Genomic DNA, 21,845 nt, shown 5'->3' on the forward strand with positions numbered 1-21,845 from the left:
GCGGCCCATGAAAAAGATCACGCGCATCGGTATTGGCGGCCCGGTCGGCTCCGGTAAGACCGCCGTCATTGAGGCCATAACGCCACGGCTCATCGAGCTTGGAATCAAACCCTTGATCATCACCAATGACGTGGTGACGACGGAGGATGCCAAACAGGTTCGCCGCACCCTGAACGGCATCCTGATCGAGGAGAAGATCGTCGGGGTCGAGACAGGTGCCTGCCCGCATACCGCTGTTCGTGAGGACCCCTCAATGAACATCGCGGCGGTCGAGGAACTCGAGAGCAAGTATCCGGACAGCGACCTGATTCTGATCGAGTCCGGGGGCGATAACCTCACCTTGACCTTTAGCCCTGCTCTGGCGGATTTCTATATCTATGTGATCGATGTCGCGGCAGGGGACAAGATCCCGCGCAAGAACGGTGCCGGGGTTTGCCAGTCCGATATTCTCGTTATCAACAAGAAGGATCTCGCTCCTTATGTCGGCGCGAGCCTGGAGGTCATGGAGCGGGATTCGAAGCTGATGCGCGGGACGAAGCCGTTCATCTTCACGAATTGCAAGACCGGGGAAGGTATAGACGAGCTGATCCGCCTTATATTGGACATGGCGCTTTTCGACGTGAAGGTGAAGTCATCCGTGGCAGCGGGTGCCTGACACCATGGCGCTACACGAGCAACTCGATCTCCTCGACGCCGCGCGCGAATTGCGCGGCTTCAAATCCGAGCCGGCGCAGATGCGCGCCGCAGCGCCCGGAAAGGTCGGAGAGCTCCGCCTTGGCTTCTGCCTGCGTGACGGACGTTCTGTCCTGCATGACCTCTATCGCGTGACGCCGCTGCTCGTGCAGCAGGCGCTCTACTGGGATGAGGCGATGCCGGAGCTGCCGATCTGCTCGATCATATCGGTCGGCGGCGGCATTCTCCAGGGCGACCGCTACAAGATCGACATCCATCTCGGCGAGGGAGCCTGCGCTCATGTCACCTCGCAAAGCGCCAATCGTGTCCATCGGATGGACGCGAACTACGCCTCCCAGCATCAGACCGTAACGCTGGAGAGCGGGGCCTATCTCGAGTATCTGCCGGACTTCACCATCGCCTATCGTGGCTCGCGCTTCATCAACCGCACCGACATCGTTCTCGCGGAAGACGCCACCCTGCTATACGGGGAAATGATGCTGGCCGGGCGCAAGCATCATCACGCGGATGAACGCTTCGGCCTCGATCTCCTCTCCATCTCGGTCACGGTCCGCCGGCCCGACGGCCGTAAGCTCTTTGCCGAGAAGATCCTGATCGAGAAGGACGATCCGACGGTGGATTATCCGGCCGTGATGCGGGGCTACGACGCCTTCGCCAACATCATGTGCCTGACGCCGCCGGCGATCGCCAGCCGCATCAAGGAGCGGTTCGAGACCCAGTTCCCGTTCGAAGCGCCGCGGGCGATCGCGGGTGTCTGCCGTCTGCCCAACGACGCCGGACTCATGCTGCGGGCAGTGGGCATGGAAACCTATGACCTGCGGAAGGAAGTGCGTCGTTTCTGGCGCATCGTCCGTGAGGAAGCGCGTGGAAGAACCTTGCCGGATGAGTTCCTGTGGCGCTGAACCGTGGAGGCATGCATGTCCAAGGAAAAGCCAAATTTTGTGGTGGAGGCGCTGCGCGGCACGAGCCAGGTCTTCTTCATGGAGAACGCCCTGACCGGGGTGCTGTTCTTCGTGGCGATGGCCTACGCCTCCTACGCATCAGGCGTATGGGCGACGACCATCGGCGCGGCTGTCGGGGTCGTGGTGGCCACTCTCACCGCCAGGCTCTTGGAGTGTACCGATGACGCGATCCGGTCCGGCCTCTACGGTTTCAACGGCGTGCTTGTCGGCGCTGCATTGCCGACCTTCATCGCCGCCTCGCCTGAGCTTTGGGTTCTTGTTGTTGTGGGCTCGGCGGCCAGTACCGTCGTCACCGCCGCCTTCAGCGCGACACTGACGTCCAGATGGGAGATCCCCGGTTCGACCGGCCCCTTCGTCCTCACCGGCTGGTTGCTGCTGGCAGGCGCCTATTCCTTCGGTGGGCTCCGGGTCACCGGAGACTCGCCGAGGCTCGCCAGTGACTATGTGCAGGGTCTTTCCTCCATGCCGGCGCCGATCGAGCTCATGGAGATCTTCTTCCGCAACATCGGCCAGGTTTATCTCCTTGGCAGCTGGATCAGCGGCGTCATCATCCTTCTCGGTGTCTTCATAGCCTCGGTGCGAGCGGGTTTTGCCGCGGCCGCAGGGTCGATCATTGCCATGGTCGTGGCGATCGGCATGGGCGCCAATCCGTCGGCGGTGAGCCAGGGACTCTACGGCTTCAGTCCGGTCCTGACCGCGATGGCGGTCGGTGTCATCTTCCTGCAGCCGACGACGAAGGTTCTCATCTATGCGCTGCTGGCGACGGTGGTGACCGTGTTCGTTCAAGGCGCATTCGATGTCATCATGGCGCCCATGGGCCTGCCATCCTTCACGGCCCCCTATGTGCTGACGATGTACCTGTTCATTGCTCCGAAGAAGAACCTGGCTCCGCACCCGCACGAGACCGTTGCTACCCACCTGGTGCTTCATCCAGCCCATGTGGCGACGGTCCGGGGAACAGCGCGCCCTGCCGCGTGATAAAGGGCTTCCGGAACGGGGTCGGGGCCGCCGGCCGCCCCGTTCAGGGCTGGCGGGACGTGCCTCGCATCGGGTCCGCCAGCCCTGGCTTGTCTGAACGATAGCCGTTCCTGTCAACTCGGATCCGGTTGCGGTGGCACCGGCGCATGATGAGAGAGAAGCCATGCAAACTATCAATGCAGGCGACACCGCCTTCATCCTCCTGTGCACGGCGCTCGTGTGCATGATGACCCCGGCACTGGCCTTGTTCTACGGTGGCCTTGTGAAGCAGCGAGACATGCTGTCGATCATGATCCAGAACTTCGTCTGTATAGGCGTGGTCGGGCTGATCTGGGTGTTCGGCGGCTTCAGCCTGGTCTTCGGGCCTGACATCGGCGGCGTCATCGGCAGCATCGTGCCCTATTTCGGCATGTACCATGTTGGCATCGACCCGCATCCATCCATCGCGCCGAACATCCCCTTCATCATGGTATTCGCCTATCAGATGATGTTCGCCATCATCACGCCGGCACTGATGACGGGCGCATTCGTCGGAAGGTTTCGCTTCGGCGCATATCTGATCTTCATCGCCGCCTGGACCATCCTGATCTACCTGCCGGCCGCACATTGGATCTGGGGCGGCGGCTTCCTGGCCAGTCTCGGCGTTGTCGATTTTGCCGGTGGCATCGTGATCCACACGACGGCGGGCTTCTCCGCCCTCACGACGGCGGCCTTTCTCGGCAAGCGCAAGCTCGCCCCGGGCGAGAGCGAGTCCGCGCCAGCCAGCCTGCCACTGGTCGCTCTGGGCGCGGGCCTGCTGTGGTTCGGGTGGTTCGGCTTCAATGCCGGCGGTGCTTACGCCGCCGATGCGCTGGCGGCCTATGCCTTCACCAACACCATGCTGGCGGGCTCCATCGCCATGCTCGTCTGGATGTTCTGGGAATGGCGGGAGAGCGGCCGTCCGTCCTTCTCCGGTGTGCTGGTCGGCGCCGTGGCCGGCCTCGCCACCATTACCCCGGCCTCGGGTTATGTCGAACCCATGGCCGCGCTTGTCATCGGCGCGGTCGGCGCGACCGTCTGCTACTACGCCAAATACGTCCAGAGGGCGCTGCGGATTGATGATTCCCTGGAAGTCTGGAGGGCGCATGGCGTCGGTGGCATGACAGGGGCGATACTGATCGGCGTCCTTGCCAGCTCGCACATCAACCAGGTGTCGGCGGGCGCTCACCAGCTGGGCATCCAGATCCTCGCTGTGGCCATCGTCGCGGCCTACTCCTGCGTCATCACCTACGTCCTCCTGAAGGTGCTGGACGCGATGAATGTGCTTCGTGTGCCCGAGGAGATTCAGGAACGGGGCCTCGACGCCCCCCTCTACGGCGAGCACGCTTACAACCTCTGGAACATGGATCACGACGAGACGAAGTGAGTTGAAGGTGGCAAACCTGCCTTCACCGCCGGCGCCGCCTGTCCGCCCGCGCCGGCGGTGGATGGGCTCCCGCGCAGGGTTTCCTGTGCCGTCGCGCCCCTGTCTGCGGGTCGTCGGCGAATGGAGCTGACGCTCGCCATATTCTTCCTGGTCTACGTGGCCATGGGCGTGGGCCATCTGCCGGGCTTTCGCCTCCACAGGACCGGGGCGGCTTTGGTCGGCGCGATGCTGCTGATAGCGCTGGGCAGGATTTCGCCAGCGGCCGCCTGGGGGGCGATCGACTACAATGTCATCGGCCTCCTGTTCGGGCTCATGATCGTGTCCTCCGCATTCGGTGTCGCCGGCTTCTACGACTGGACGGCAAGGAAGGTCGGCGCGGTGAAGGTGGGGCCGAAGGCACTGCTCGCCATCTTCATCGCGGTTTCCGGCATCTTGTCGGCGGTGCTCACCAATGATGTGGTCTCTGCCGCCATGACGGGGGTCTTGTGCGCGATATGCCTGGCGCGGCGCCTCAATCCCATTCCATTCCTGCTGGGCTTCTGTTTCGCCGCCAATGTCGGATCGGCTGCGACCCTGATCGGCAGTCCCAAGAGCATGATCGTGGCCGAGACTCTGGAAGTCTCCTTCACAGGATTCACGGCCCTCACCGCACCCCCTTCGATCCTTGGCCTTGTTCTGGCCTGGCTTGTGCTGGTCATCATCTATCGCGGCAAGTGGAGCCTTCCGGCGGCCCCGCCGAAAGCCGCCGTGGATACCGCCGTCGTCCCGGTCGCGCTGGACCGGACCGAGACCATCAAAGCCGCCATTGTCGTTGCCGCCGTGATCATGGCTTTCGTGTTCACGGACTGGCCGCGCATGCTGATCGCGCTTCTGGCCGCAAGCTTTCTGCTCGTCAGCCGCCGTGTTGATTCGGACAAGGTCCTCGGGGCGGTCGACGGTTCCCTGCTGCTGCTGCTGATCGGCCTTTTCATCGTCAACGCCGCGCTGGGCGCCACCGGCCTGCCGGAGAAGCTGGTGAACTGGGTGGCCTCGGCCGGGCTCGATCTGCACGACCCCGTGGCTGTGCTCGTCGTCATCGCCGTGCTCTGCAACATCGTTGGGGCGACGCCCGCCGTGATGCTGGCACTGCCCTTTCTCTCCGGCGGGGAGAATCCCGAGCTCCTTGGCGCGGCCGTTGCGTTGGGTGCGAGCTTTTCCGCCAACGCTCTGCTCTTCGGCAGCCTTGCAGGGATCATTGTCGCGGAGGAGGGGCGTCGGCGCGGGGTCATCATCGGCTTCGGAGAATTCACCAGGGCAGGCGCGCTGCTTGCGTTCCTGTGCCTGCTTCTCGCGGCCGGGTGGCTCCACTATCTGCGGTGAGGCAGGCGGCGCCCCTGGCCCGGCCTGCCAGTCTGCTCACGGTGCCGGGAAGCACCTCCACTAGAACCCGCTTTTGATCCGTGGATGCGTGTGTTCATGCGCTGCCCCAGGCCCATGGCGGTGGTGGACGGCGCTCTCCGCCACCGGAATGAGGCTCAGGGCGCCGTGCATGACGCCACGCTCCAGGAAGAGTGCTTCGGCATAGGAGGAGATATCGGCGACATGGCCGCGCATGACGGTGACGTCGATCGACGTCGTATGATCCAGCGGAACAGAGAGCGCCGAAACCGTCTGGTCGTGGCGCTCCAGCCGCCCTTGCGGCACACGCGCGGCGAGGCTGCGGACCGATTGATCGATGGCGCAGCTCACGACACCGAAGCAGTGAGCCCCGGCCGGGCCCGCCGCACGGGAGGACAGGCCGCGCCGGACCAGATCGCGGATCGCCTCGGAGCGGCTGGAGGTACCGGATAACCGCATATGTGTGTCCAGCTCCCCGGCCAGGTCATCGTCCATGGATATCGTTATCCGCTGCATGCGGGTCCTCCGCTGGAACGCCTGAAACCGGACCATCATACCGGCGGCGGAAACGAGCCGTCGATGAGCATCCATTTCAGCTTGTCGGATTTCTACGGCGGGGAGTATGATTTTTCGGCACCTAATTCTTAACGGGTATTGGTATGGCCTTGGAACTTCGCGCGGCTCCTCTCGTGCTTGGGCTCTTGGCATCGCCGATTTTGGCTTCACCTTCGCAGGCACATTTCCAGGAGATCATCCCTTCCTCGGATGTTCTTCCCGAAGGTGGCGCCGTGACCGTGGACATGGTGTTCACCCACCCGGTCGAAGGCGGCCCCGTGATGGACATGGCCAGGCCCGCCCAGGCGGGCGTCCTGCTGGCCGGCAGGAAGACCGACATGACGGACCGTCTCGTCATGAAGGTGGCCGGCGGCAAGAGCGCCTGGAGCTTCACCCATGATCTGCCCGAACCGGGGGCCGCGATCTTCTACGTGGCGCCAAGGCCCTACTGGGAAGCGGCGGAGGGAAAATACATCGTCCATTATGCCAAGGTGATCGTCGACAGCTACGCTTCCGGCGAAGGCTGGGACGCGCTGGTCGGACTGCCGGTGGAAATCCGTCCGTTGACCCGGCCGACCGGTCTGTGGACGGGCAATCTGTTCTCGGGCGTCGTGCTGAAGGGCGGCAAGCCTGTTCCCTCTGCCGAGATCGAGGTGGAGTTCATCAATGACGGCACGGTGAAGACGCCGAATGATGCCTTCGTCACCCAGGTCGTGAAGGCCGATGCCAACGGCACCTTCACCTACGCCATGCCGCGCGCGGGATGGTGGGGCTTCGCGGCGCTGCTGGAGGGTGACGAGCCGATGACCTCGCCCGAGGGCAAACAGGCGCCGGTCGAGAATGGCGCGCTGATCTGGGTGAAGGCCACCGACATGGGCGGGAAGTAGTGGCCGATGGCACATATCCCGGACGGCATCCTTTCCGCGCCGGTCCTGATTGGCGGCGGGGTGGCCGCGGCCGCCGGGGTGGCGCTCGGGCTGAAGCGGCTCGATGACCGGTTGATTCCGCGCGCGGCGATCCTGGCTGCGGCTCTGTTCGCCGGGTCGCTGATCGCCATCCCCGTCGGTCCGTCCAGCGTGCACCTGCTGTTGTCGGGCCTGATGGGAATCATGCTGGGCACGGCCATCTTTCCCGCCGTGCTCGTCGCGCTGCTGCTCCAGGCGCTGCTCTTCGGGTTCGGCGGGCTGACGACGCTGGGCGTCAATACCGTGAACATCGCGCTTCCCGGCCTGCTGGCAGGCATGGTCCTGGGGCCGTTGATCCGCTCGACCGGGAGCCCCGGGCTGCGCCTCCTGGCCGGAATGCTGACGGGGATGCTGCCGGTGATCGGGACAGGGGCCCTGGTCGCGCTGGCGCTGTGGCTGTCATCGAGCGACTACACGCCGGTCGCCAGCGTCGTGGCCGCCACCTACCTGCCGCTCGCCATCGGCGAGGCTTTCGTCACGGCGGCGGCCGTCGCCTTCCTGGCCCGCGTCCAGCCGGATGCCATGAGGCCCGTCGCCCCGTGAGGCGCCTCGTCTTCCCGGCCCTGGCCTTCGTCGCGTGGATGGGGACGGCTCAGGCGCACAAGCTCAAGGTCTTCGCGACGGTCGAGGGCGGCGTGGTGAGGGGCTATGCCTTCTTCATCGGCGGTGGCCGCGCCGCGGCTACGCCATGGATCGCGCATGGTGCCACGGGTGGCGAGATCGCCAGCGGAGAGACGGATGCCGAGGGCCGGTTCGACTTCAGGGCGCCGCCGCCGGCATCGGAGGTGACCGTCACGGTCGACACGCGTGAAGGCCATATCGCCTCGGCCTCCCTGCCCGCGGCACGGTTCGGCGGGGCCGCGCCGGCCGGCGGCACCTCCGATCCTGCCGCGGACGGGCGGCCCGCCGCCGTGACGCAGCAGCCGGTCGCCGTGATGGTGGAGGAGGCCGTCCAGCACCAGCTGACCCCGCTGATGGAGCGCATCGAGCAGCTGGACGCGCGGCTGCGCTTCACCGACATGGTCTCCGGGGTCTTCCTGATCCTCGGCCTCGCGGGCATGGCGATCTGGGCCCGTGGTCGCCGCAGATGACATGGCCGCGGGATCTGCGCCTGAGGATCGTCGCGGCCTTCGCGGTGGTCGGCTGCCTCTCGCAGCTCAGGTCGCTGCCCGTCGCGGCCGGCGCGTTCGCGGCCGTCATGGTCTTCGCCTGGCTGCACCGGTCCGGCCAGCCTTCCTGGCGCCGGCTGCTGCACCTGGAGGGCTTCCTGCTGCTGCTGTTCGTGACGCTTCCCTTCAGCGTCGCGGGGCCGCCGCTCTTCAGCCTCGGCCCCTTCGCCGCGAGCCTCGAAGGCGTGTCGCGGGCGGCGCTCATCGCCTGCAAGGTCTCGGCCTCCGTGCTGGTCATTGTGACGATGCTGCGCGAGGACGAGCCGGTCCGGCTGGGGGCGGCCCTGCGCGGCCTCCATGTGCCGGAGCCAGCCGTGCGGCTTTTCATGCTGACCGCGCGCTACCTCGGCCTGATCCGTGGCGAGGCGCAGCGCCTGCATGACGCGATGCGGATGCGCGGCTTCCGGCCGGGCGGGAACCGGCATACCTGGCGCAGCTACGGCAACCTGCTCGGCATGCTGCTGGTCCGCGCGCTCGCCCGCGCGCAGAGGGTCGAGGAGGCGATGTTGTGCCGTGGCTATGACGGGCGCTTCCCCCGTGTCGCGCAGCCTCCTCCGGCTGCCGGGGACTGGATGGGCTTCACCCTCATCCTCGCCTTCGGCATCGCCGTCATCCTGACGGACCGGCTATGAGCGAGCTTCTGGCCCTTGAGGATGTGAGCGTGAGCCGGGACGGCGCAAGGGTGCTCAGCCATGCGAGCCTCAGCCTCTCATCGGGGGAGCGGCTGGCGATCATCGGCCCGAACGGGGCGGGCAAGACGACATTGCTGCGGACGCTCATGGGCCTGGAGCGCGGCGTCGAGGGGCGAGTCCGGCTGTTCGGGACGGAATGCCGCGACGAGCACGGCTTCCGTTCCCTGCGCCCGCGCATCGGCTACCTCTTCCAGGACAGCGACGACCAGCTCTTCTGCCCGACCGTGATCGAGGATGTCGCCTTCGGCCCGCTGAATCTCGGCTGCACGCAGGCGGAGGCGCTCGGCCGGGCCGCGGATGTCCTGGCCCGGCTCGGCATCGGCGCGCTCGCGCCGCGCATCAGCCACCGGTTGTCGGGCGGCGAGAAGCGCCTGGTCTGCCTCGCCGGCCTGCTGGCGATGAAGCCCGAGGTGCTGATCCTCGACGAGCCCACCAACGGCGTCGACACCGAGAACGGCCACCGGCTGCGCGCGGCGCTGCGCGGCTTTCCCGGCGCCATGCTGCTGGTGTCGCATGACGACGGCTTCATCGCGGAGCTGGCGACGCGGGCGATGGCGATCCGCGATGGCATGCTCTTCCCCGCCGCCATTCACGCGCACCGGCATCTGCACAGCCACCCGCATATCCATCCCGCCTAGGACCACGCCCGGAGAATCAGGATGGCATGCCCATCAGCGCCTCCATGGCGATCGGGAAGCGGCGCGCGCGGATGCCCGTCGCGTGCCAGACCGCATTGGCCACCGCGCCCGCCGAACCGGTGATGCCGATCTCGCCCACGCCCTTGATACCCAGCGCATTCACATGCGGGTCGTGTTCCTCCACCAGGATGGCTTCGAGGGAAGGGATGTCGGCGTTCACGGGCACATGATACTCGGCGAGGTTGGCGTTCATCACCCGGCCCGAGCGCCGGTCCGGCACGGCCTGCTCGTGCAGCGCGAAGGAGATGCCCCAGATCATGCCGCCGTAATACTGGCTGCGGACCAGGCGCGGGTTGATGATGGTGCCGGCCGCGAAGGCACCCACCAGGCGCGTCGCCCGGATCTGGCCGAGGTCGGGATCGACCTTCACCTCGGCGAAGACCGCGCCATGGGCATGGGTCGCGTAGTGCTCCTGCACGGCGGGGTCCATGGCGCCGCTGCCGCGCCCCTCGATCTCCTCCAGCCCGGCCCGGGCCAGGATGTCGGCATAGCTTTCGCCCCGGCTTTCGTCGTCGCGCCGCAGCAGCCGGCCGCCGCGCGCCAGGACACCGGCATTGCCGGCGCCGAAGAGGGGGGAGCGGCTGTCCTCCATCGCCAGTGCGGCCAGCTTCGCGACGGCATCCTCGCCGGCGGCGCGCAGGGCGGTGCCGGCCGTCGCGGTCTGGGCTGATCCGCCGGCGATGCCGGCATCCGGCTGGCTGGAGTTGCCGGCGCGGAACTCCAGTTGGCCGATCTCCAGCCCCAGGCTGTCCGCCGCGATCTGGGCGAGCGCGGTCCAGGCGCCCTGGCCCATGTCATGCGCGCCGGTCTCCGCCAGGCCGCTGCCGTCCCGCCGCAGCACGACCCTTGCCTGGCCCTGGAACATGATGGCGGGGAAGGTGGCCGTGCCCATGCCCCAGCCCACCAGCAGCCCGTTCTCGTCCCGCATCTGCCGCGGCGCGAGGGGACGGCCCTGCCAGCCGAAGCGCGCCGCGCCCTGGGCATAGCATTCCCGCAGCGCCTTGGAGGAGAAGGGCTTGCCGGAGATCGGCTCCACCTCCGCGTAGTTCCTCAGGCGGAACTCCAGCGGGTCCATGCCGAGGGCCTGCGCCATCTCGTCGATCGCGCTCTCCAGCGCGATGCTGCCGCTCGCCTCACCCGGGGCCCGCATGAAGTTCGGGGTGCCCGTATCCAGCCGCACCGCCTCGGTGGTCGTGGCGATGGCGGGGCTGGCATAGAGGGTGTGCGTGGGCTGGCCGGCGGGCTCGAAGAAGTCGTCGAAGCGGCTGCTGGCCGTGCGGACATGATGATGGATGGCGGTCAGCGCCCCCTGCCGGTCGGTGCCGAGGCGCAGCGTCTGCCGCGTCGGCCCCCGGTGCCCCACCGGGCCGTACATCTGCTCGCGGCGCAGGACCAGCTTCACGGGGCGGCCGGCCAGGCGGGCCGCCAGGATGCCGAGAACCTGCGGTCCGGACATCAGGCCCTTGGAGCCGAAGCCGCCGCCGAGGAAGGGGCTGCGGATCTCGATATTCCCGGGCGGGATGCCGAAGAGCCCGGCGATCCGCTCCTGCGCCCAGATGAGGCCCTGGCTGGGCGTGTCCAGGGAGAGGCGGTCACCATCCCAGGCCGCGACGGTGGCATGCGGCTCCATGGCGTTGTGATACTGCGCGGGGGTCTCGTAGGTCGCCTCGATCCTGGTGCCGGCCGCGGCCAGTCCGGCCTCGACATCGCCGTGCCGTGCCTCCGCCGGCATGCCGGGGCCGATAGCGGCCGGGATGAAGGCCCCGTCGCCGTCCAGCCCGGTGCGGACCGGCTCGGCCTCGTAGCGCGGCGCGAGCAGCGTGGCGCCCTCGGTCGCCGCTTCCAGCGTCTCGGCGATCACGACGGCGATGGGCTGCCCCGCGTAGCGCACCCGGTCGTTCTGCAGCAGGTCGAGCCGGAAGGCCAAAGGGCTTGTCTTCTCGTCCGGGTCCTGCGCCAGCGCGGGCCGGTTGTCCGGGGTCATCACCGCGACCACGCCGGGATGCGCGCTGGCGGCGGCGAGGTCGAGCGCGGCCACGCGCCCACGGGCGATGCTGCTGACGGCCAGCACGGCATGCAGCAGGCCGGGCGGGTTGTTGTCGGCGGCGTAGCGGGCCTGGCCGGTGACCTTCAGCGGGCCGTCGCGGCGCGTGATGGGCTGACCGATACTGGCGCCCTGCCGGGCATGGGGGATGCTCTCAGGCATGGAGCGGGCCTCCGGGAATGGGGGCGAAGGGGGAGGCGGGAAGGGCGGGCAGGCGCTCTTGCGTCCCGGCGGCGGCCAGGGCCAGCGCGCGGGCGACGATGCGGCGTGCCAGCTCGATCTTGAAGCCATTGTCGCCGGAGGGCCTCGCATCCGCGAGCGCGGCCTCCGCCGCCTGGCGGAAGGCCGCCGCATCGGGCCGGGCACCGGCCAGCACGGCCTCGGCGGCATGGGCGCGCCAGGGCTTCGCGGCGACGCCGCCGAGCGCGAGCCGCGCCTCTTCGATCACGCCGTCCCGCATCCGCAGGCAGGCGGCGGCGGAGACGACGGCGAAGGCGTAGGAGGTGCGCTCGCGCAGCTTGACGTAGCGGGCATGCGCGGCGAAGCCATCCGCCCCGGCTGGAAGGCGGAGGCCGAGGACCAGTTCACCGGAGGCGAGGATGCTCTCCCGCTCCGGCGTCTCTCCGGGCAGCAGGTGGAAATCCTCCAGCGCCACCTCCCTCCGCCCGGCCTGGCCCTCGATCTCCACGACGGCGCCGAGGGCGGCGAGAGGGACGCAGAAATCGGAGGGATGGGTGGCGATGCAGTGCTCGCTCCAGCCCAGCACGGCATGCAGGCGGTTCTCGCCCTCCCGCGCGTCGCAGCCGGCGCCGGGGTCGCGTTTGTTGCAGGCGCTGGCGGGGTCGTAGAAATAGGCGCAGCGCGTGCGTTGCAGCAGATTGCCGGCGGCGGTCGCGGCGTTGCGGAGCTGCGCGGAGGCGCCGGAGAGCAGCGCCTCGGCCACCGCCGGGAAGCGCCGGCTGAAGGAGGGGTCGTGCGCGAGGTCGGCATTGCGGACGCGCGCGCCGATGCGGAGTCCGCCATCCGGCATCGCCTCGATCCGGTCGAGGCCGGGCAGGCGGCTGACATCGACCAGCCGCGCGGGCCGGAGGATGCCGCCCTTCATCAGGTCCAGCAGGTTGGTGCCGGCGGCCAGATAGGCGCTGCCCGGCAGGGCGGCGGCTGCGACGGCTTCCGCGACCGTCGATGGCCGCACATAGTCGAAGCGGTTCATGGCGCTTCCTCCAGGCCGGACCGGCCCATGCCTCGCTGGGCTTCCAGCACGGCCTCGGTGATGCCCTTGTAGGCGCCGCAGCGGCAGAGATTGCCGCTCATGCCCTCCCGCACCCGCTCCGGCTCGTCGCCGGCCTGACCCTCGGTGATCAGGCCCAGCGCGCTCATGATCTGGCCGGGCGTGCAGAAGCCGCACTGGAAGGCGTCATGCTCCACGAAGGCGGCCTGCAGGGGATGCAGGGTGCCGTCCTGCGCCAGGCCCTCGATCGTCAGCAGCTCGGCGCCGTCATAGCTGACCGCCAGGGCCAGGCAGGAATTGACGCGCCGCCCGTCGAGCATGACCGTGCAGGCGCCGCACTGGCCGCGGTCGCAGCCCTTCTTGGTGCCCGGCAGATCCAGGCGTTCGCGCAGCAGGTCGAGCAGCGTGACCCTCGGATCATCCAGCTCGATCCTCCTCGGCACGCCGTTGACAGTGAGGGTGATGGACAGACTCATGCGGACCTCCGATGAGAGCTGTTTCAGGGAAGATCTGTCCCGCAGGGCGGCGGGTGCCGGTGACGGCCGGTGATGCCGTCTCCGGGTCGTCATGGGACAGGGTTGACGTCACTGCGTTGAGACAGCGTACACCGAGGCGGATCTGTGCCGCGCCGATGCCGTAGAGGAAAGAATATGGAGGGGGCCTCCGTTTACAAGAGAAAAATGAAGGCCTGGTTGCAATGACCGGTCAGCAGGCCAGGATGGCGCGGAAGCCGCGGGCGGATGCGCTGCGGAACCGGGGGAAGGTGCTGGAGGCCGCCAAGGCGGTCTTCAGCCAGGGTGGCGCGGATGCGAGCCTTGAGGCCGTGGCGCGGAAGGCCGGAGTCGGCATCGGCACGCTGTACCGGCACTTCCCGACCCGGGAGGCATTGTTCGAGGCGGTGTACCGGCGCGAGGTCGAGCAGCTGGTCGAACTGGCCGGGGCGCTGAAGGAAGCCGGCAACCCGACCGAGGCGCTGCGGCAATGGCTGCGGGCGAATGTGGAATTCGTCGCCACGAAGAAGGGCATGGTGGCGGCGCTCGCGCTGGCCACGAAAGGCCCCCCCGACCTCATGGCCTGTTCCTTCGACCGGCTCACGAGAGCGGTGGGCGAGCTGCTCCGGCGCGCGGCCGAGGCCGGCGAGATCCGCGCGGATATCGGCCCGGAGGAGGTGATCCGCGCCCTGATCGGCATCTGCTACGCCCAGGACCGGCCGGACTGGCAGGTGGGTGTCCTGCGCCTGGTGGATGTCCTGGTGGACGGGCTGCGCCGTCCATGAAGGCCGCGCGGTGGGCGGCGCCTTTCAGACCGGCCTGAAGTCCAGCTCGACGACGCTGACCGCCGTGGGCGGGAAGCGCCACCTGATCGTGCGCCCCGGTCCCAGCGGTCTCTCCCGCGGGGTGAACACATCCGGCTGGTCCTGCGTCACGGCCTGCCGCGGGTTCTCCGGCGCGATCTCCAGGACACGGCCGCCGCTGATGATGCCGCCATCGACTGTGAAAGCCGCTTCCGCAGCCGTGTCGAAGCTGAGATTGGCGACGTGCAGGAAGATCCTGTTCCCGGTCCGGCTGGCCACCATGTCGAGATCCGCCGGCCCTCCGCTGGCCGCGACCGCCTGATCCCCGTTGTGCCGGCCAAACAGGCGCATGACGGAGCCGGCGGGCGTCAGGTAGCTCACGCCGCGCGGCACCTGCAGCCGCACGGCGGCCACGGTCCAGCGGGTGCCGTTGAAATCGGCGGCCGTGGCGATCTTCACCCGGGCGCCGTGCCGCTGATAGGTGTTCAGCGCACGGGCATGATAGGCACCCGTGAGCCATTCCCCGAGGATCGGATTGGCGTTGTGCGGGGTGAGGCTCAGATGTCCCTCCGTCACGGCGATGCCGGTCCGCGTGCCCTGCGCGGCGATGACATCCTCGAGTTCCGCGAGCCGCGCCTCGATTCCCCCGGACATCTCGATCAGTTCCGCCCAGGCCCGCGCCGGATCATCCTGATAGGCCCGGCCGCGCAGGATCGTGTCCCGCCGGGGCGGGAGCTGCTGCATCATGTGGATGGCGATGTAATCGAGGTGCTCGCCCGCCTGGCGCAGCATGTCCCCCGCCCAGAGCGAGGGGTCGTCGCTGCGGCCGCGATCGCCCCAGCCGATCAACCGGATGGATGGATCGCGGGCCCGCATCTCCCGCGCGAAGGAAATGGTATGCGCGATGGCCTGGCTCTTCGTGAAGCCCGCGTCGCCATAGGAGGTCTCGTTGCCGATCTGCCACAGCCTGACGTCAAAGGGCGCCGCGGCGCCGTCACGGCGGCGCGCCGGGTCGTCGGGGTCATTGCAGTAGGAGACCCAGTCCGCCGCCTCGCGCGCATCGCCGGTGCGGTCGCCTTCCCGCATCCGCGCGTAGCGCTGATGCCCGTCGCTCAGGAAGTTGACGCTCAGGATGGGTGCGGCATTCACGCGCCGGCAGAGATCGACGAATTCGGCGGTGCCCACGCGGTTGGTTTCCCAGCCGCCCCATTGATAATTCCGCATCGGCCGCCGGGCCGCGACCGGACCGACCGCCTCCCGCCAGCGGTAATAGCGGCTCAGCAGGCCGCCCCAGCGGATCGCGCCCGGCGCCAGGTCCCGCACGGTCTCGATGAAGTCGCGGCGCCAGTCATCGGCATCGTCATCCCAGCTTGCCGCGACGGAGCCGTCGGTCACGCCCAGTGGCTCCATGAACTGCATGTGGAGGTAAGGCGAGATCGGGAAGAGCGGGGCGGGGTCGATGCGGACGAGGCCGGGCAGCGGCTGCGCCAGAGCCTCCCTGCCCGATGCCAGGCCCGCGCCGCCGGCCATGCCGGAAAAGGCCGCTGGAAGCTGCCGGCGCGTGATCTTCATCATCTGCCGCCCCTGTTACACGGATGAAGGCCAAAACTGGGAAGATCCCGGTGGCCGGGAAGGGATGCTCATGTCAGCCAGGAAAGGCTGGACGCCATAGTCCTCGCCGGCCGCCACCCGCCATAACGTCGTTGTGACCGCCCTGCCAAAGCTGCGCCCGCTGCCTGGAATCATGCGGAACATTGCCGAAGTTACGCCTTTCTCAGGGGCTTACAGCCGACTCAGTAACAGGATCGCTCCGCCCCGGCCGGGAGAAGGCAGGGTCCCCTGAAGGGATCGGCCGCCGGGCCGCAGGAGGGCGTTGACTTCCAGCAGGCCCAGGCCGAAATTCATCATGCCAGGAGAACGAGCTTGGCAATCAAGGAGGACGTGAAAATGGCCTGGAAAAAGCCTCGTGTCGTCGAAGTTTGCCTTGGCATGGAGATCAACTGCTACGAGGGCGCCGAGGTTTAGGACCTCCCGCCACCATGCGGACCCGTGCTGCTTCAGCGGCCACGCCGGCAGCACGGGTCAGGCCGCGGCATATCTGCTCCAGGGGTGAAGGTGAACGGCGATGACCTCGGCGCCCAGTCCTCCGCTCGGACTTCTGGCGGAGCTTACGCATCGCTGCCCCTTGCGCTGTCCCTATTGCTCCAACCCCCTCGAACTCGAACAGGCCGCGCAGGAACTGTCCACGGCCGAATGGGCCCGTGTCTTCGAGGAGGCCGCCGCGCTCGGCGTCCTGCAACTGCATCTGTCAGGGGGCGAACCGGCCACCCGGCGTGACCTTGAGGCCATTGTCGCCCATGCCGCCAGCGCCGGCCTCTATACCAACCTCATCACGTCAGGCGTGTCGCTCGATGCCCGGCGCCTGGGCGCGCTCGCGGAAGCCGGGCTGGATCACGTGCAGCTCTCGGTGCAGGCCGCCGATGCCGCCACGGCCGACCGCATCGGCGGGATGCCCGGCGGCCATGCCCGCAAGCTCGCCTTCGCGGCATTGGTGCGGCAGGCCGGCCTGCCCCTGACGGTGAATGCGGTGCTGCACCGCCAGAACCTGGATGCCATGCCGGCGATCATCGATCTCGCGCTGGAGCTCGGCGCGGGGCGGCTGGAACTGGCGCATGTGCAGTATCATGGCTGGGCCTATGAGAACCGCGCGGCGCTGCTGCCCAGCCGGGCTCAGCTCGACACCGCCAATGCCATCATCGCGGCCGCGCGCCCGGCGCTGCGGGGGCGGATGCAGATCGACGATGTCGCCCCCGACTATCACGCGCGGCGCCCGAAGGCCTGCATGGGCGGCTGGGGCAGTTCCGTTCTGGTGGTGACGCCTTCGGGGAATGTATTGCCCTGCCACGCCGCCGCCGGCCTTCCGGGCTTCGAGTTCCCCAATGTGCGGAGCACCCCGCTGCGGGCCATCTGGCAGGATTCCGAGGCCTTCAACCGCTTCCGTGGCACCGCCTGGATGCCCGAGCCCTGCCGTGGCTGCGAGCGGCGGGAGCAGGACTGGGGGGGCTGCCGCTGCCAGGCTTTCGCGCTGACGGGCGATGCGGCGGCCACGGACCCGGCCTGCGCGCTCTCGCCCCATCACGCGATGATGGAGGCCGCGCTGGAGGAAGCCGCGGCCAGTGACGACGCCTTCCGGTATCGCGAGATGCGCCGGCAGCCGGCGCCCGCCAGCTAGCCCGATGCGGTGGGACCGGCGGACCATGCTGCTCGGTCTTGCCGCCCAGGCCTTGCCCATCCGCCCGGCGGCCGCGGGACCGGCACCAGGCCCGGATGACTGCGTGGAGGTGGCGCCAGGCCTCTGGGTGATGCCGGGCCGGATGGAGGAAGCCAGTCCCGGCAACCTAAATACCATCGCCAATACCGGCTTTATCTGCGGGGCGAAGGCGACAGCCGTGATCGATCCGGGCGGCAGCCTCGCGCATGGGCAGTTGCTGCGCCAGGCCATCGAGGCGCGTGGCGCGCCGCCGGTACGCCACCTCGTGCTGACGCATGTGCATCCCGACCACATCATGGGCGCCGAGGCTTTCGCCGACCTCGCGCCGGAAGTGATCGGCCATGCACGCCTTCCCGAATCCCTGTCGCAGCGCGGCGCCTATTACACGGCGATGCTGGAGCGCGAGATGGGCAGCGGCGCGGCCGGCAGCGGCGTCCTGGTGCCGACGCGGCTGGTCGAGGATCACGTGGAACTCGATCTCGGTGGGCGCCGGCTGGAGCTGTGCGCGCATCCGCCCGCCCATACCGACCATGACCTCAGCCTCCGCGATGACGCCACCGGCACGCTGTGGCTCTCCGACCTCCTCTTCGTCGACCGCATTCCCGCGCTCGACGGGGATCTCCTGGGATGGCTGCGTGTCCTTGACGCGCTGCGAGAGGAGGCAGCGCCGCTTGCCGTGCCGGGCCATGGCCCCCCGGCGGTGCCATGGCCACAGGCCGCCGCCCCGCTTCATGGCTATCTGACCGCGCTGCGCGACGGCGTGCGCGGCGCCATCGCCGCCGGCACCGGGCTGGCCGAGGCACCGGAGCGTGTCGCCGTGGAAGCCGCGCGGCACTGGCAGCTGGCCGACCGGTATCACGGCCGCAATGTCACCGCCGCCTATCGTCAACTGGAATGGGAGTGAAGCCGATGCCGTCGCTGTCCCGCCGCCCCATCCTGGGCTTCGCCGCCGCCGCCGCCCTGGCGGGCGCATGGCCGGCCCGGGCCCAGGACGAACCCCGCCGTGCCGAACGCTGGAAGGATCTGCGCGGCCTGCTCTTCGGCGACCGCCCGGTGGAGGAAGCCGGCGAAGCCATCACGCTGACCGCGCCTTACCGCGCCCTCGATGCCGGCGCGGTGCCGGTCTCCATCGCCATGTCGCCATCCCTGGCGCCGCTGGTGAGCAGCGTCAGCCTGATCATCGACGAGAATCCCTCGCCGCTGGCGGCGGTGTTCCGCGCCAGCCAAGCCGGCGGGCTGCGTCTGGTCTCCACCCGGATCCGCGTCGATGCCTACACTTTCCTGCGCGCCGTGGCGGAAACCACGGATGGCCGCCTGCTTCTGGCGCAGCGCTTCATCAAGGCGGCTGGCGGCTGCTCCGCCCCCATGAGCAGCGACCTGCGCGCCGCGCGGGAGCGGATGGGGCGCGCCCGCTTCAGCCTGCCGGAAGGGCCGCCGGCGCCGCAGCACGCCGTGCCGGTGGAGGTGGCGCTGAGCCATCCCAATACCTCGGGCCTGCAGATCGATCAGGTCAGCCGGCTTTCGATCCCGGCCGAGTTCGTGCGGCATCTGCGCGTCAGCTACGGCGGCGCCGTCGTCCTGGATGTCGAGAGCGACATCTCCATCTCGGAGAATCCGACATTCGGCTTCATGCTCGCCGGCGAGCCGAACGGCGAATTGCTGCTGGAGGCGGAGGATAATCGCGACCGCCGCTTCACCGGCCGCTGGAAGGTGCTGCCCTCGGGCTGAGGGTATCGGCGCGCCACGCTACCTCGGCGCGCCCTCCCTGTCCGTCGCGACCAGTATCCTGTTCCGCAGCAGCCAGCGCATCGCCCTCTGCCAGCTTTCATCGGTGTTGTTGCGGAAGTCGGCGGTCCAGCTGCCGCGCACCGTGCCGGAGGGCACCTCGCGCAGTGTCAGCGTCATCTTGAGGATCAGGTTGCTGACCTTGTGCACCAGGCCGGTCATGACGAGGTCGGCACCCTGCTGCTGCGCCGCAGTCAACTCGCATCCATTGCATGGGCCATCCGGCAGTGGCGGCGCCGGAATCACCCTGTAGCGGCCGGATGCGGCGAGGCTTTCGCGCATTTCCGCCGCCAGCCAGTGCAGCCGCGCATCCTGTTCCGGCAGTGCCGGAATGCCGGAGGTGTCGTAAAGCTCAAGATCATAGACAATGACCGCAGGCGGATCGGCCGCCCGCGCCGGATGCGCCGGTGCGAGCCCGGCGAGCAGCAGCAGAAGCGTGATCCGTCGCCACATCTTGGGTCCTCCGTACAACGGAATGATTGATGACCTGGAAAGAGGAGTGCAAGATCAATCGAAAGAAGCCGGCCGCGTCGTGATGCGACGGCCGGCCGGAACCGGGAGGATCTGGCTTGACGGCAGTTCGCGCCCTTGCGGCGGTGCTTGTGCCATTGCTTGTCGCCCAGCCGGCGGCAGGCGCGGAGACAACGCTGCAGATCGGCTATCTGAGCCTGTCCATGGCGCGTCAGATGCCCAACAGCTTCCTGGACCCGCCGCCGAACGACGAAGGGGTGCAGGGCGCGCGCCTCGGCATCGCCGACAACGCCACCACCGGCCGCTTCACCGGTCAGCGCTTCGAATTGCAGGAGAAGCGCGTCAGCGATGCCGAGGCCGTCGGCCCGGCGCTGCGGGAACTGGCCGCCGCCGGCGTCAGGCTCGTCGTCGTCGATCTTCCGGCGGCGCAGCTGCTGGAAGCGGCCGACATGCCGGAAGCACGCGGCATGACCCTGTTCAATACGCGGGCACCGGATGATGCCCTGCGCAACGAGAGCTGCCGGCGCAACCTGCTGCACCTGCTGCCGTCCCGTGCGATGCTCGCGGATTCGCTGGCGCAATTCCTGTCGGCGCGCCGCTGGCGCAACATCTTCCTGATCGTCGGGCCGGCCGAGGGCGACAAGCTCTATGCCGAGGCCGTCCGCCGTTCCGCGCGCAAGTTCCAGCTGCGAATCGTCGCCGACAAGCCCTGGACTTACGATCCCGGCGCCCGGCGCGTGGATACCGGCCATTACGGCGCCGCGGCCGAGGTGGCCCGCTTCACGCAGGGCGCCGCCGCGCATGACGTGGTGGTGGTGGCGGATGAGGCCGGCGACTGGGGCGATGAGATCGTCTTCCGCACCACCGAGCCGCGCCCGGTGGCCGGCACGCAGGGGCTGACGCCGACGAACTGGGCACGGCCCCACGAGCAATGGGGCGCGACCCAGTTGCAGCGCCGCTTCCGCGCCCGCGCGGAGCGCTGGATGCTGCCGGTCGACCATTCCGCCTGGCTCGCGATGCGGGCCATCGGGGAGGGGGCCACGCGAAGCCGCTCCACCGATCCCGAGACGGTCGTGGCACGGATCCGCGCGCCCGGCTTCGATCTGGCGGGCTTCAAGGGCGTTCCGCTCTCCTTCCGCGACTGGGACGGGCAACTGCGTCAGCCGGTGCTGCTGGCGGATGAGCGCGCGCTGGTATCCGTTTCGCCACAGCCGGGGTTCCAGCACCAGTTTTCGGAACTCGATACCCTCGGAACAGACAAGCCGGAGACACAATGCCGATTTCCCTGACCCCCTGGTGCGGTGCCATCCTGACGGTGTCGCTGATGCTCGCCGCGCCCCTTCGCGCCGAGACCATCCTCGTCTCCAACGAGAAGGATAACAGCATCACGGTGATCGATGGCGCCACGCTGGAAGTGACGCGCACCGTGCCGGTGGGGGAGCGGCCCCGTGGCATCGCGCTCTCGCCCGATGGGCGGGTGCTCTATGTCTGCGTCGGCGACAGCGACCGGATCGACGTCATCGACCTCGAAACCTGGCGCGTGGTGCAGCACCTGCCGAGCGGCTCCGACCCCGAGTTGCTGGCGGTGCACCCGGATGGCCGCCGCCTCTATGTCGCCAATGAGGATGATAACCTCGTCACCGTCGTCGATGTCGAGCAGCGCGCGGTGCTGACCGAGATCCCGGTGGGGGTCGAGCCGGAGGGGATGGGGCTGAGCCCGGACGGCCGCTTCCTGGTCAATACCTCCGAGACCACCAATATGGCCCATGTCATCGACACCAACAGCGGCGAGATCATCGCCAATGTGGTGGTCGGCTCGCGCCCCCGCGCCGCGGTCTGGGAGGCGGATGGGAAGCGCTTCTGGGTCTCGGCCGAGATCGGCGGCACCCTCACCATCGTCAATGCGGCGGATCATGCGGTGGCCGGCACGGTCGAGTTCAGCGTGCCGGGCGTGCCGCGTGAGGCGGTGCAGCCGGTCGGCATGGTCTTCTCGGCCGATGGCAAGACGCTCTATGTCGCGCTCGGCCCCGCCAACCGCGTCGCCATGGTGGATGCGAAGAGCCTGGAGGTGCAGCGCTACCTGCTCGTCGGCCAGCGGGTCTGGAACCTGGCGCTGTCGCCGGACGGCAAGCGGGCCTACACCACCAACGGCGTCAGCAACGATATCTCGATCATCGATGTCGCCGCCAACCGGGTGGTGCGTTCCGTGCCGGTCGGCCGCTCGCCCTGGGGTATCGTGGCGCGGCCATGACCGT

General features: G+C 68.5%; 23 protein-coding genes. 17 read left to right on the forward strand and 6 right to left on the reverse strand.

Annotated elements, in window-relative coordinates; all coding sequences use genetic code 11:
• Window positions 1-7: 7 nt before the first annotated feature.
• The 5 genes from ureG to IAI58_RS19470 all read left to right on the forward strand — a co-directional run bounded on the left by ureG (window position 8) and on the right by IAI58_RS19470 (window position 5,397).
• The gene (gene ureG / locus IAI58_RS19450; protein ID WP_207447799.1) at window positions 8-655 is read left to right on the forward strand and encodes an urease accessory protein UreG; all 648 of its coding nucleotides are present in this window, start codon (window positions 8-10) and stop codon (window positions 653-655) included.
• 4 nt (window positions 656-659) lie between these two features.
• The gene (locus IAI58_RS19455; RefSeq protein WP_207447801.1) at window positions 660-1,595 is read left to right on the forward strand and encodes an urease accessory protein UreD; all 936 of its coding nucleotides are present in this window, start codon (window positions 660-662) and stop codon (window positions 1,593-1,595) included.
• Window positions 1,596-1,610: 15 nt separating this feature from the next.
• Window positions 1,611-2,633 (forward strand): urea transporter, encoded by a 1,023-nt coding sequence (gene yut, locus IAI58_RS19460; protein WP_207447803.1) that lies wholly within the window; start codon window positions 1,611-1,613, stop codon window positions 2,631-2,633.
• A 163-nt stretch (window positions 2,634-2,796) separates the two neighbouring features.
• Complete coding sequence (locus tag IAI58_RS19465) at window positions 2,797-4,038, forward strand: ammonium transporter (protein ID WP_207447805.1); 1,242 nt, start codon at window positions 2,797-2,799, stop codon at window positions 4,036-4,038.
• A gap of 120 nt (window positions 4,039-4,158) precedes the next feature.
• A complete protein-coding gene (locus tag IAI58_RS19470) occupies window positions 4,159-5,397 on the forward strand; it encodes an ArsB/NhaD family transporter (protein ID WP_207447807.1) in 1,239 nt (412 codons plus the stop codon).
• 60 nt (window positions 5,398-5,457) lie between these two features.
• On the opposite strand, the gene nikR is transcribed toward IAI58_RS19470, so the two are convergent.
• Window positions 5,458-5,931 carry a nickel-responsive transcriptional regulator NikR gene (nikR, locus tag IAI58_RS19475; protein WP_208776246.1) on the reverse strand — a complete coding sequence of 158 codons (474 nt, stop codon included), beginning with the start codon at window positions 5,929-5,931 and terminating at the stop codon, window positions 5,458-5,460.
• 173 nt (window positions 5,932-6,104) lie between these two features.
• Here nikR and IAI58_RS19480 point away from each other — a divergent pair, with 173 nt between their 5' ends.
• The 5 genes from IAI58_RS19480 to IAI58_RS19500 are packed head-to-tail and all read left to right on the forward strand — an operon-like array spanning window position 6,105 to window position 9,434.
• Window positions 6,105-6,857 carry a DUF4198 domain-containing protein gene (locus tag IAI58_RS19480; RefSeq protein ID WP_419555864.1) on the forward strand — a complete coding sequence of 251 codons (753 nt, stop codon included), beginning with the start codon at window positions 6,105-6,107 and terminating at the stop codon, window positions 6,855-6,857.
• Between the two features lie 6 nt (window positions 6,858-6,863).
• A complete protein-coding gene (cbiM, locus tag IAI58_RS19485; protein WP_207447812.1) occupies window positions 6,864-7,478 on the forward strand; it encodes a cobalt transporter CbiM in 615 nt (204 codons plus the stop codon).
• The gene (locus IAI58_RS19490) at window positions 7,475-8,026 is read left to right on the forward strand and encodes a hypothetical protein (protein ID WP_207447814.1); all 552 of its coding nucleotides are present in this window, start codon (window positions 7,475-7,477) and stop codon (window positions 8,024-8,026) included. Before cbiM ends, IAI58_RS19490 begins: the two co-directional genes overlap by 4 nt.
• Window positions 8,023-8,736 carry a cobalt ECF transporter T component CbiQ gene (cbiQ, locus tag IAI58_RS19495; protein ID WP_207447816.1) on the forward strand — a complete coding sequence of 238 codons (714 nt, stop codon included), beginning with the start codon at window positions 8,023-8,025 and terminating at the stop codon, window positions 8,734-8,736. Before IAI58_RS19490 ends, cbiQ begins: the two co-directional genes overlap by 4 nt.
• On the forward strand, window positions 8,733-9,434 hold the full coding sequence (locus IAI58_RS19500; protein WP_207447818.1) for an energy-coupling factor ABC transporter ATP-binding protein: 702 nt from the start codon (window positions 8,733-8,735) through the stop codon (window positions 9,432-9,434). Before cbiQ ends, IAI58_RS19500 begins: the two co-directional genes overlap by 4 nt.
• Before the next feature lie 16 nt (window positions 9,435-9,450).
• On the opposite strand, the gene IAI58_RS19505 is transcribed toward IAI58_RS19500, so the two are convergent.
• From IAI58_RS19505 to IAI58_RS19515, 3 genes are read right to left on the reverse strand one after another with little or no spacing between them, the layout of a single operon-like run.
• Window positions 9,451-11,700 (reverse strand): xanthine dehydrogenase family protein molybdopterin-binding subunit, encoded by a 2,250-nt coding sequence (locus IAI58_RS19505; protein WP_207447820.1) that lies wholly within the window; start codon window positions 11,698-11,700, stop codon window positions 9,451-9,453.
• Window positions 11,693-12,751 carry an FAD binding domain-containing protein gene (locus tag IAI58_RS19510; protein WP_207447822.1) on the reverse strand — a complete coding sequence of 353 codons (1,059 nt, stop codon included), beginning with the start codon at window positions 12,749-12,751 and terminating at the stop codon, window positions 11,693-11,695. The genes IAI58_RS19505 and IAI58_RS19510 overlap by 8 nt, the downstream gene beginning before the upstream one ends.
• Window positions 12,748-13,245 (reverse strand): (2Fe-2S)-binding protein, encoded by a 498-nt coding sequence (locus IAI58_RS19515; protein WP_207447824.1) that lies wholly within the window; start codon window positions 13,243-13,245, stop codon window positions 12,748-12,750. Before IAI58_RS19515 ends, IAI58_RS19510 begins: the two co-directional genes overlap by 4 nt.
• Before the next feature lie 242 nt (window positions 13,246-13,487).
• Here IAI58_RS19515 and IAI58_RS19520 point away from each other — a divergent pair, with 242 nt between their 5' ends.
• Window positions 13,488-14,045 carry a TetR/AcrR family transcriptional regulator gene (locus tag IAI58_RS19520; protein WP_207447826.1) on the forward strand — a complete coding sequence of 186 codons (558 nt, stop codon included), beginning with the start codon at window positions 13,488-13,490 and terminating at the stop codon, window positions 14,043-14,045.
• A 24-nt stretch (window positions 14,046-14,069) separates the two neighbouring features.
• On the opposite strand, the gene IAI58_RS19525 is transcribed toward IAI58_RS19520, so the two are convergent.
• Window positions 14,070-15,638: a hypothetical protein gene (locus IAI58_RS19525; RefSeq protein ID WP_207447828.1), complete on the reverse strand. Its 1,569-nt coding sequence runs from the start codon at window positions 15,636-15,638 to the stop codon at window positions 14,070-14,072.
• 372 nt (window positions 15,639-16,010) lie between these two features.
• On the opposite strand from IAI58_RS19525, the gene pqqA reads away from it, so the two are divergent.
• The 4 genes from pqqA (at window position 16,011) to IAI58_RS19545 (ending at window position 19,062) form a co-directional block, all read left to right on the forward strand.
• Window positions 16,011-16,088 (forward strand): pyrroloquinoline quinone precursor peptide PqqA, encoded by a 78-nt coding sequence (gene pqqA, locus IAI58_RS23555; RefSeq protein WP_408906205.1) that lies wholly within the window; start codon window positions 16,011-16,013, stop codon window positions 16,086-16,088.
• A 100-nt stretch (window positions 16,089-16,188) separates the two neighbouring features.
• The gene (pqqE, locus tag IAI58_RS19535) at window positions 16,189-17,295 is read left to right on the forward strand and encodes a pyrroloquinoline quinone biosynthesis protein PqqE (RefSeq protein ID WP_207447833.1); all 1,107 of its coding nucleotides are present in this window, start codon (window positions 16,189-16,191) and stop codon (window positions 17,293-17,295) included.
• Window positions 17,296-17,320: 25 nt separating this feature from the next.
• Window positions 17,321-18,238: a quinoprotein relay system zinc metallohydrolase 2 gene (locus IAI58_RS19540; protein ID WP_207447835.1), complete on the forward strand. Its 918-nt coding sequence runs from the start codon at window positions 17,321-17,323 to the stop codon at window positions 18,236-18,238.
• Window positions 18,239-18,243: 5 nt separating this feature from the next.
• Window positions 18,244-19,062, forward strand: a complete 819-nt coding sequence (locus tag IAI58_RS19545; RefSeq protein ID WP_207447836.1) for a quinoprotein dehydrogenase-associated SoxYZ-like carrier — start codon at window positions 18,244-18,246, stop codon at window positions 19,060-19,062.
• Window positions 19,063-19,080: 18 nt separating this feature from the next.
• Here IAI58_RS19545 and IAI58_RS19550 read toward each other — a convergent pair whose 3' ends face one another.
• Window positions 19,081-19,572, reverse strand: a complete 492-nt coding sequence (locus IAI58_RS19550; RefSeq protein ID WP_207447837.1) for a DUF3280 domain-containing protein — start codon at window positions 19,570-19,572, stop codon at window positions 19,081-19,083.
• Between the two features lie 116 nt (window positions 19,573-19,688).
• Here IAI58_RS19550 and IAI58_RS19555 point away from each other — a divergent pair, with 116 nt between their 5' ends.
• Both IAI58_RS19555 and IAI58_RS19560 read left to right on the forward strand, forming a co-directional pair.
• Window positions 19,689-20,879 carry an ABC transporter substrate-binding protein gene (locus IAI58_RS19555; protein ID WP_237182448.1) on the forward strand — a complete coding sequence of 397 codons (1,191 nt, stop codon included), beginning with the start codon at window positions 19,689-19,691 and terminating at the stop codon, window positions 20,877-20,879.
• A complete protein-coding gene (locus tag IAI58_RS19560; RefSeq protein ID WP_207447838.1) occupies window positions 20,864-21,841 on the forward strand; it encodes a PQQ-dependent catabolism-associated beta-propeller protein in 978 nt (325 codons plus the stop codon). The genes IAI58_RS19555 and IAI58_RS19560 overlap by 16 nt, the downstream gene beginning before the upstream one ends.
• Window positions 21,842-21,845 lie beyond the last annotated feature (4 nt).

This window comes from Roseomonas marmotae (genome assembly GCF_017654485.1).
Classification (GTDB): Bacteria; Pseudomonadota; Alphaproteobacteria; order Acetobacterales; family Acetobacteraceae; genus Pseudoroseomonas; species Pseudoroseomonas marmotae.

Bases quoted from the DNA above. Each gene is read 5' to 3' on its own strand.
- IAI58_RS19540 (WP_207447835.1), top strand. From the start codon at position 17,321: ATGCTGCTCGGTCTTGCCGCCCAGGCCTTGCCCATCCGCCCGGCGGCC.
- IAI58_RS19515 (WP_207447824.1), bottom strand. From the start codon at position 13,245: ATGAGTCTGTCCATCACCCTCACTGTCAACGGCGTGCCGAGGAGGATC.
- yut (WP_207447803.1), top strand. From the start codon at position 1,611: ATGTCCAAGGAAAAGCCAAATTTTGTGGTGGAGGCGCTGCGCGGCACG.
- IAI58_RS19510 (WP_207447822.1), bottom strand. From the start codon at position 12,751: ATGAACCGCTTCGACTATGTGCGGCCATCGACGGTCGCGGAAGCCGTC.
- IAI58_RS19465 (WP_207447805.1), top strand. From the start codon at position 2,797: ATGCAAACTATCAATGCAGGCGACACCGCCTTCATCCTCCTGTGCACG.
- cbiQ (WP_207447816.1), top strand. From the start codon at position 8,023: ATGACATGGCCGCGGGATCTGCGCCTGAGGATCGTCGCGGCCTTCGCG.
- IAI58_RS19505 (WP_207447820.1), bottom strand. From the start codon at position 11,700: ATGCCTGAGAGCATCCCCCATGCCCGGCAGGGCGCCAGTATCGGTCAG.
- pqqA (WP_408906205.1), top strand. From the start codon at position 16,011: ATGGCCTGGAAAAAGCCTCGTGTCGTCGAAGTTTGCCTTGGCATGGAG.
- IAI58_RS19520 (WP_207447826.1), top strand. From the start codon at position 13,488: ATGGCGCGGAAGCCGCGGGCGGATGCGCTGCGGAACCGGGGGAAGGTG.
- IAI58_RS19455 (WP_207447801.1), top strand. From the start codon at position 660: ATGGCGCTACACGAGCAACTCGATCTCCTCGACGCCGCGCGCGAATTG.
- IAI58_RS19550 (WP_207447837.1), bottom strand. From the start codon at position 19,572: ATGTGGCGACGGATCACGCTTCTGCTGCTGCTCGCCGGGCTCGCACCG.
- nikR (WP_208776246.1), bottom strand. From the start codon at position 5,931: ATGCAGCGGATAACGATATCCATGGACGATGACCTGGCCGGGGAGCTG.
- ureG (WP_207447799.1), top strand. From the start codon at position 8: ATGAAAAAGATCACGCGCATCGGTATTGGCGGCCCGGTCGGCTCCGGT.
- IAI58_RS19560 (WP_207447838.1), top strand. From the start codon at position 20,864: ATGCCGATTTCCCTGACCCCCTGGTGCGGTGCCATCCTGACGGTGTCG.
- pqqE (WP_207447833.1), top strand. From the start codon at position 16,189: ATGACCTCGGCGCCCAGTCCTCCGCTCGGACTTCTGGCGGAGCTTACG.
- IAI58_RS19500 (WP_207447818.1), top strand. From the start codon at position 8,733: ATGAGCGAGCTTCTGGCCCTTGAGGATGTGAGCGTGAGCCGGGACGGC.
- cbiM (WP_207447812.1), top strand. From the start codon at position 6,864: ATGGCACATATCCCGGACGGCATCCTTTCCGCGCCGGTCCTGATTGGC.
- IAI58_RS19470 (WP_207447807.1), top strand. From the start codon at position 4,159: ATGGAGCTGACGCTCGCCATATTCTTCCTGGTCTACGTGGCCATGGGC.
- IAI58_RS19525 (WP_207447828.1), bottom strand. From the start codon at position 15,638: ATGATGAAGATCACGCGCCGGCAGCTTCCAGCGGCCTTTTCCGGCATG.
- IAI58_RS19545 (WP_207447836.1), top strand. From the start codon at position 18,244: ATGCCGTCGCTGTCCCGCCGCCCCATCCTGGGCTTCGCCGCCGCCGCC.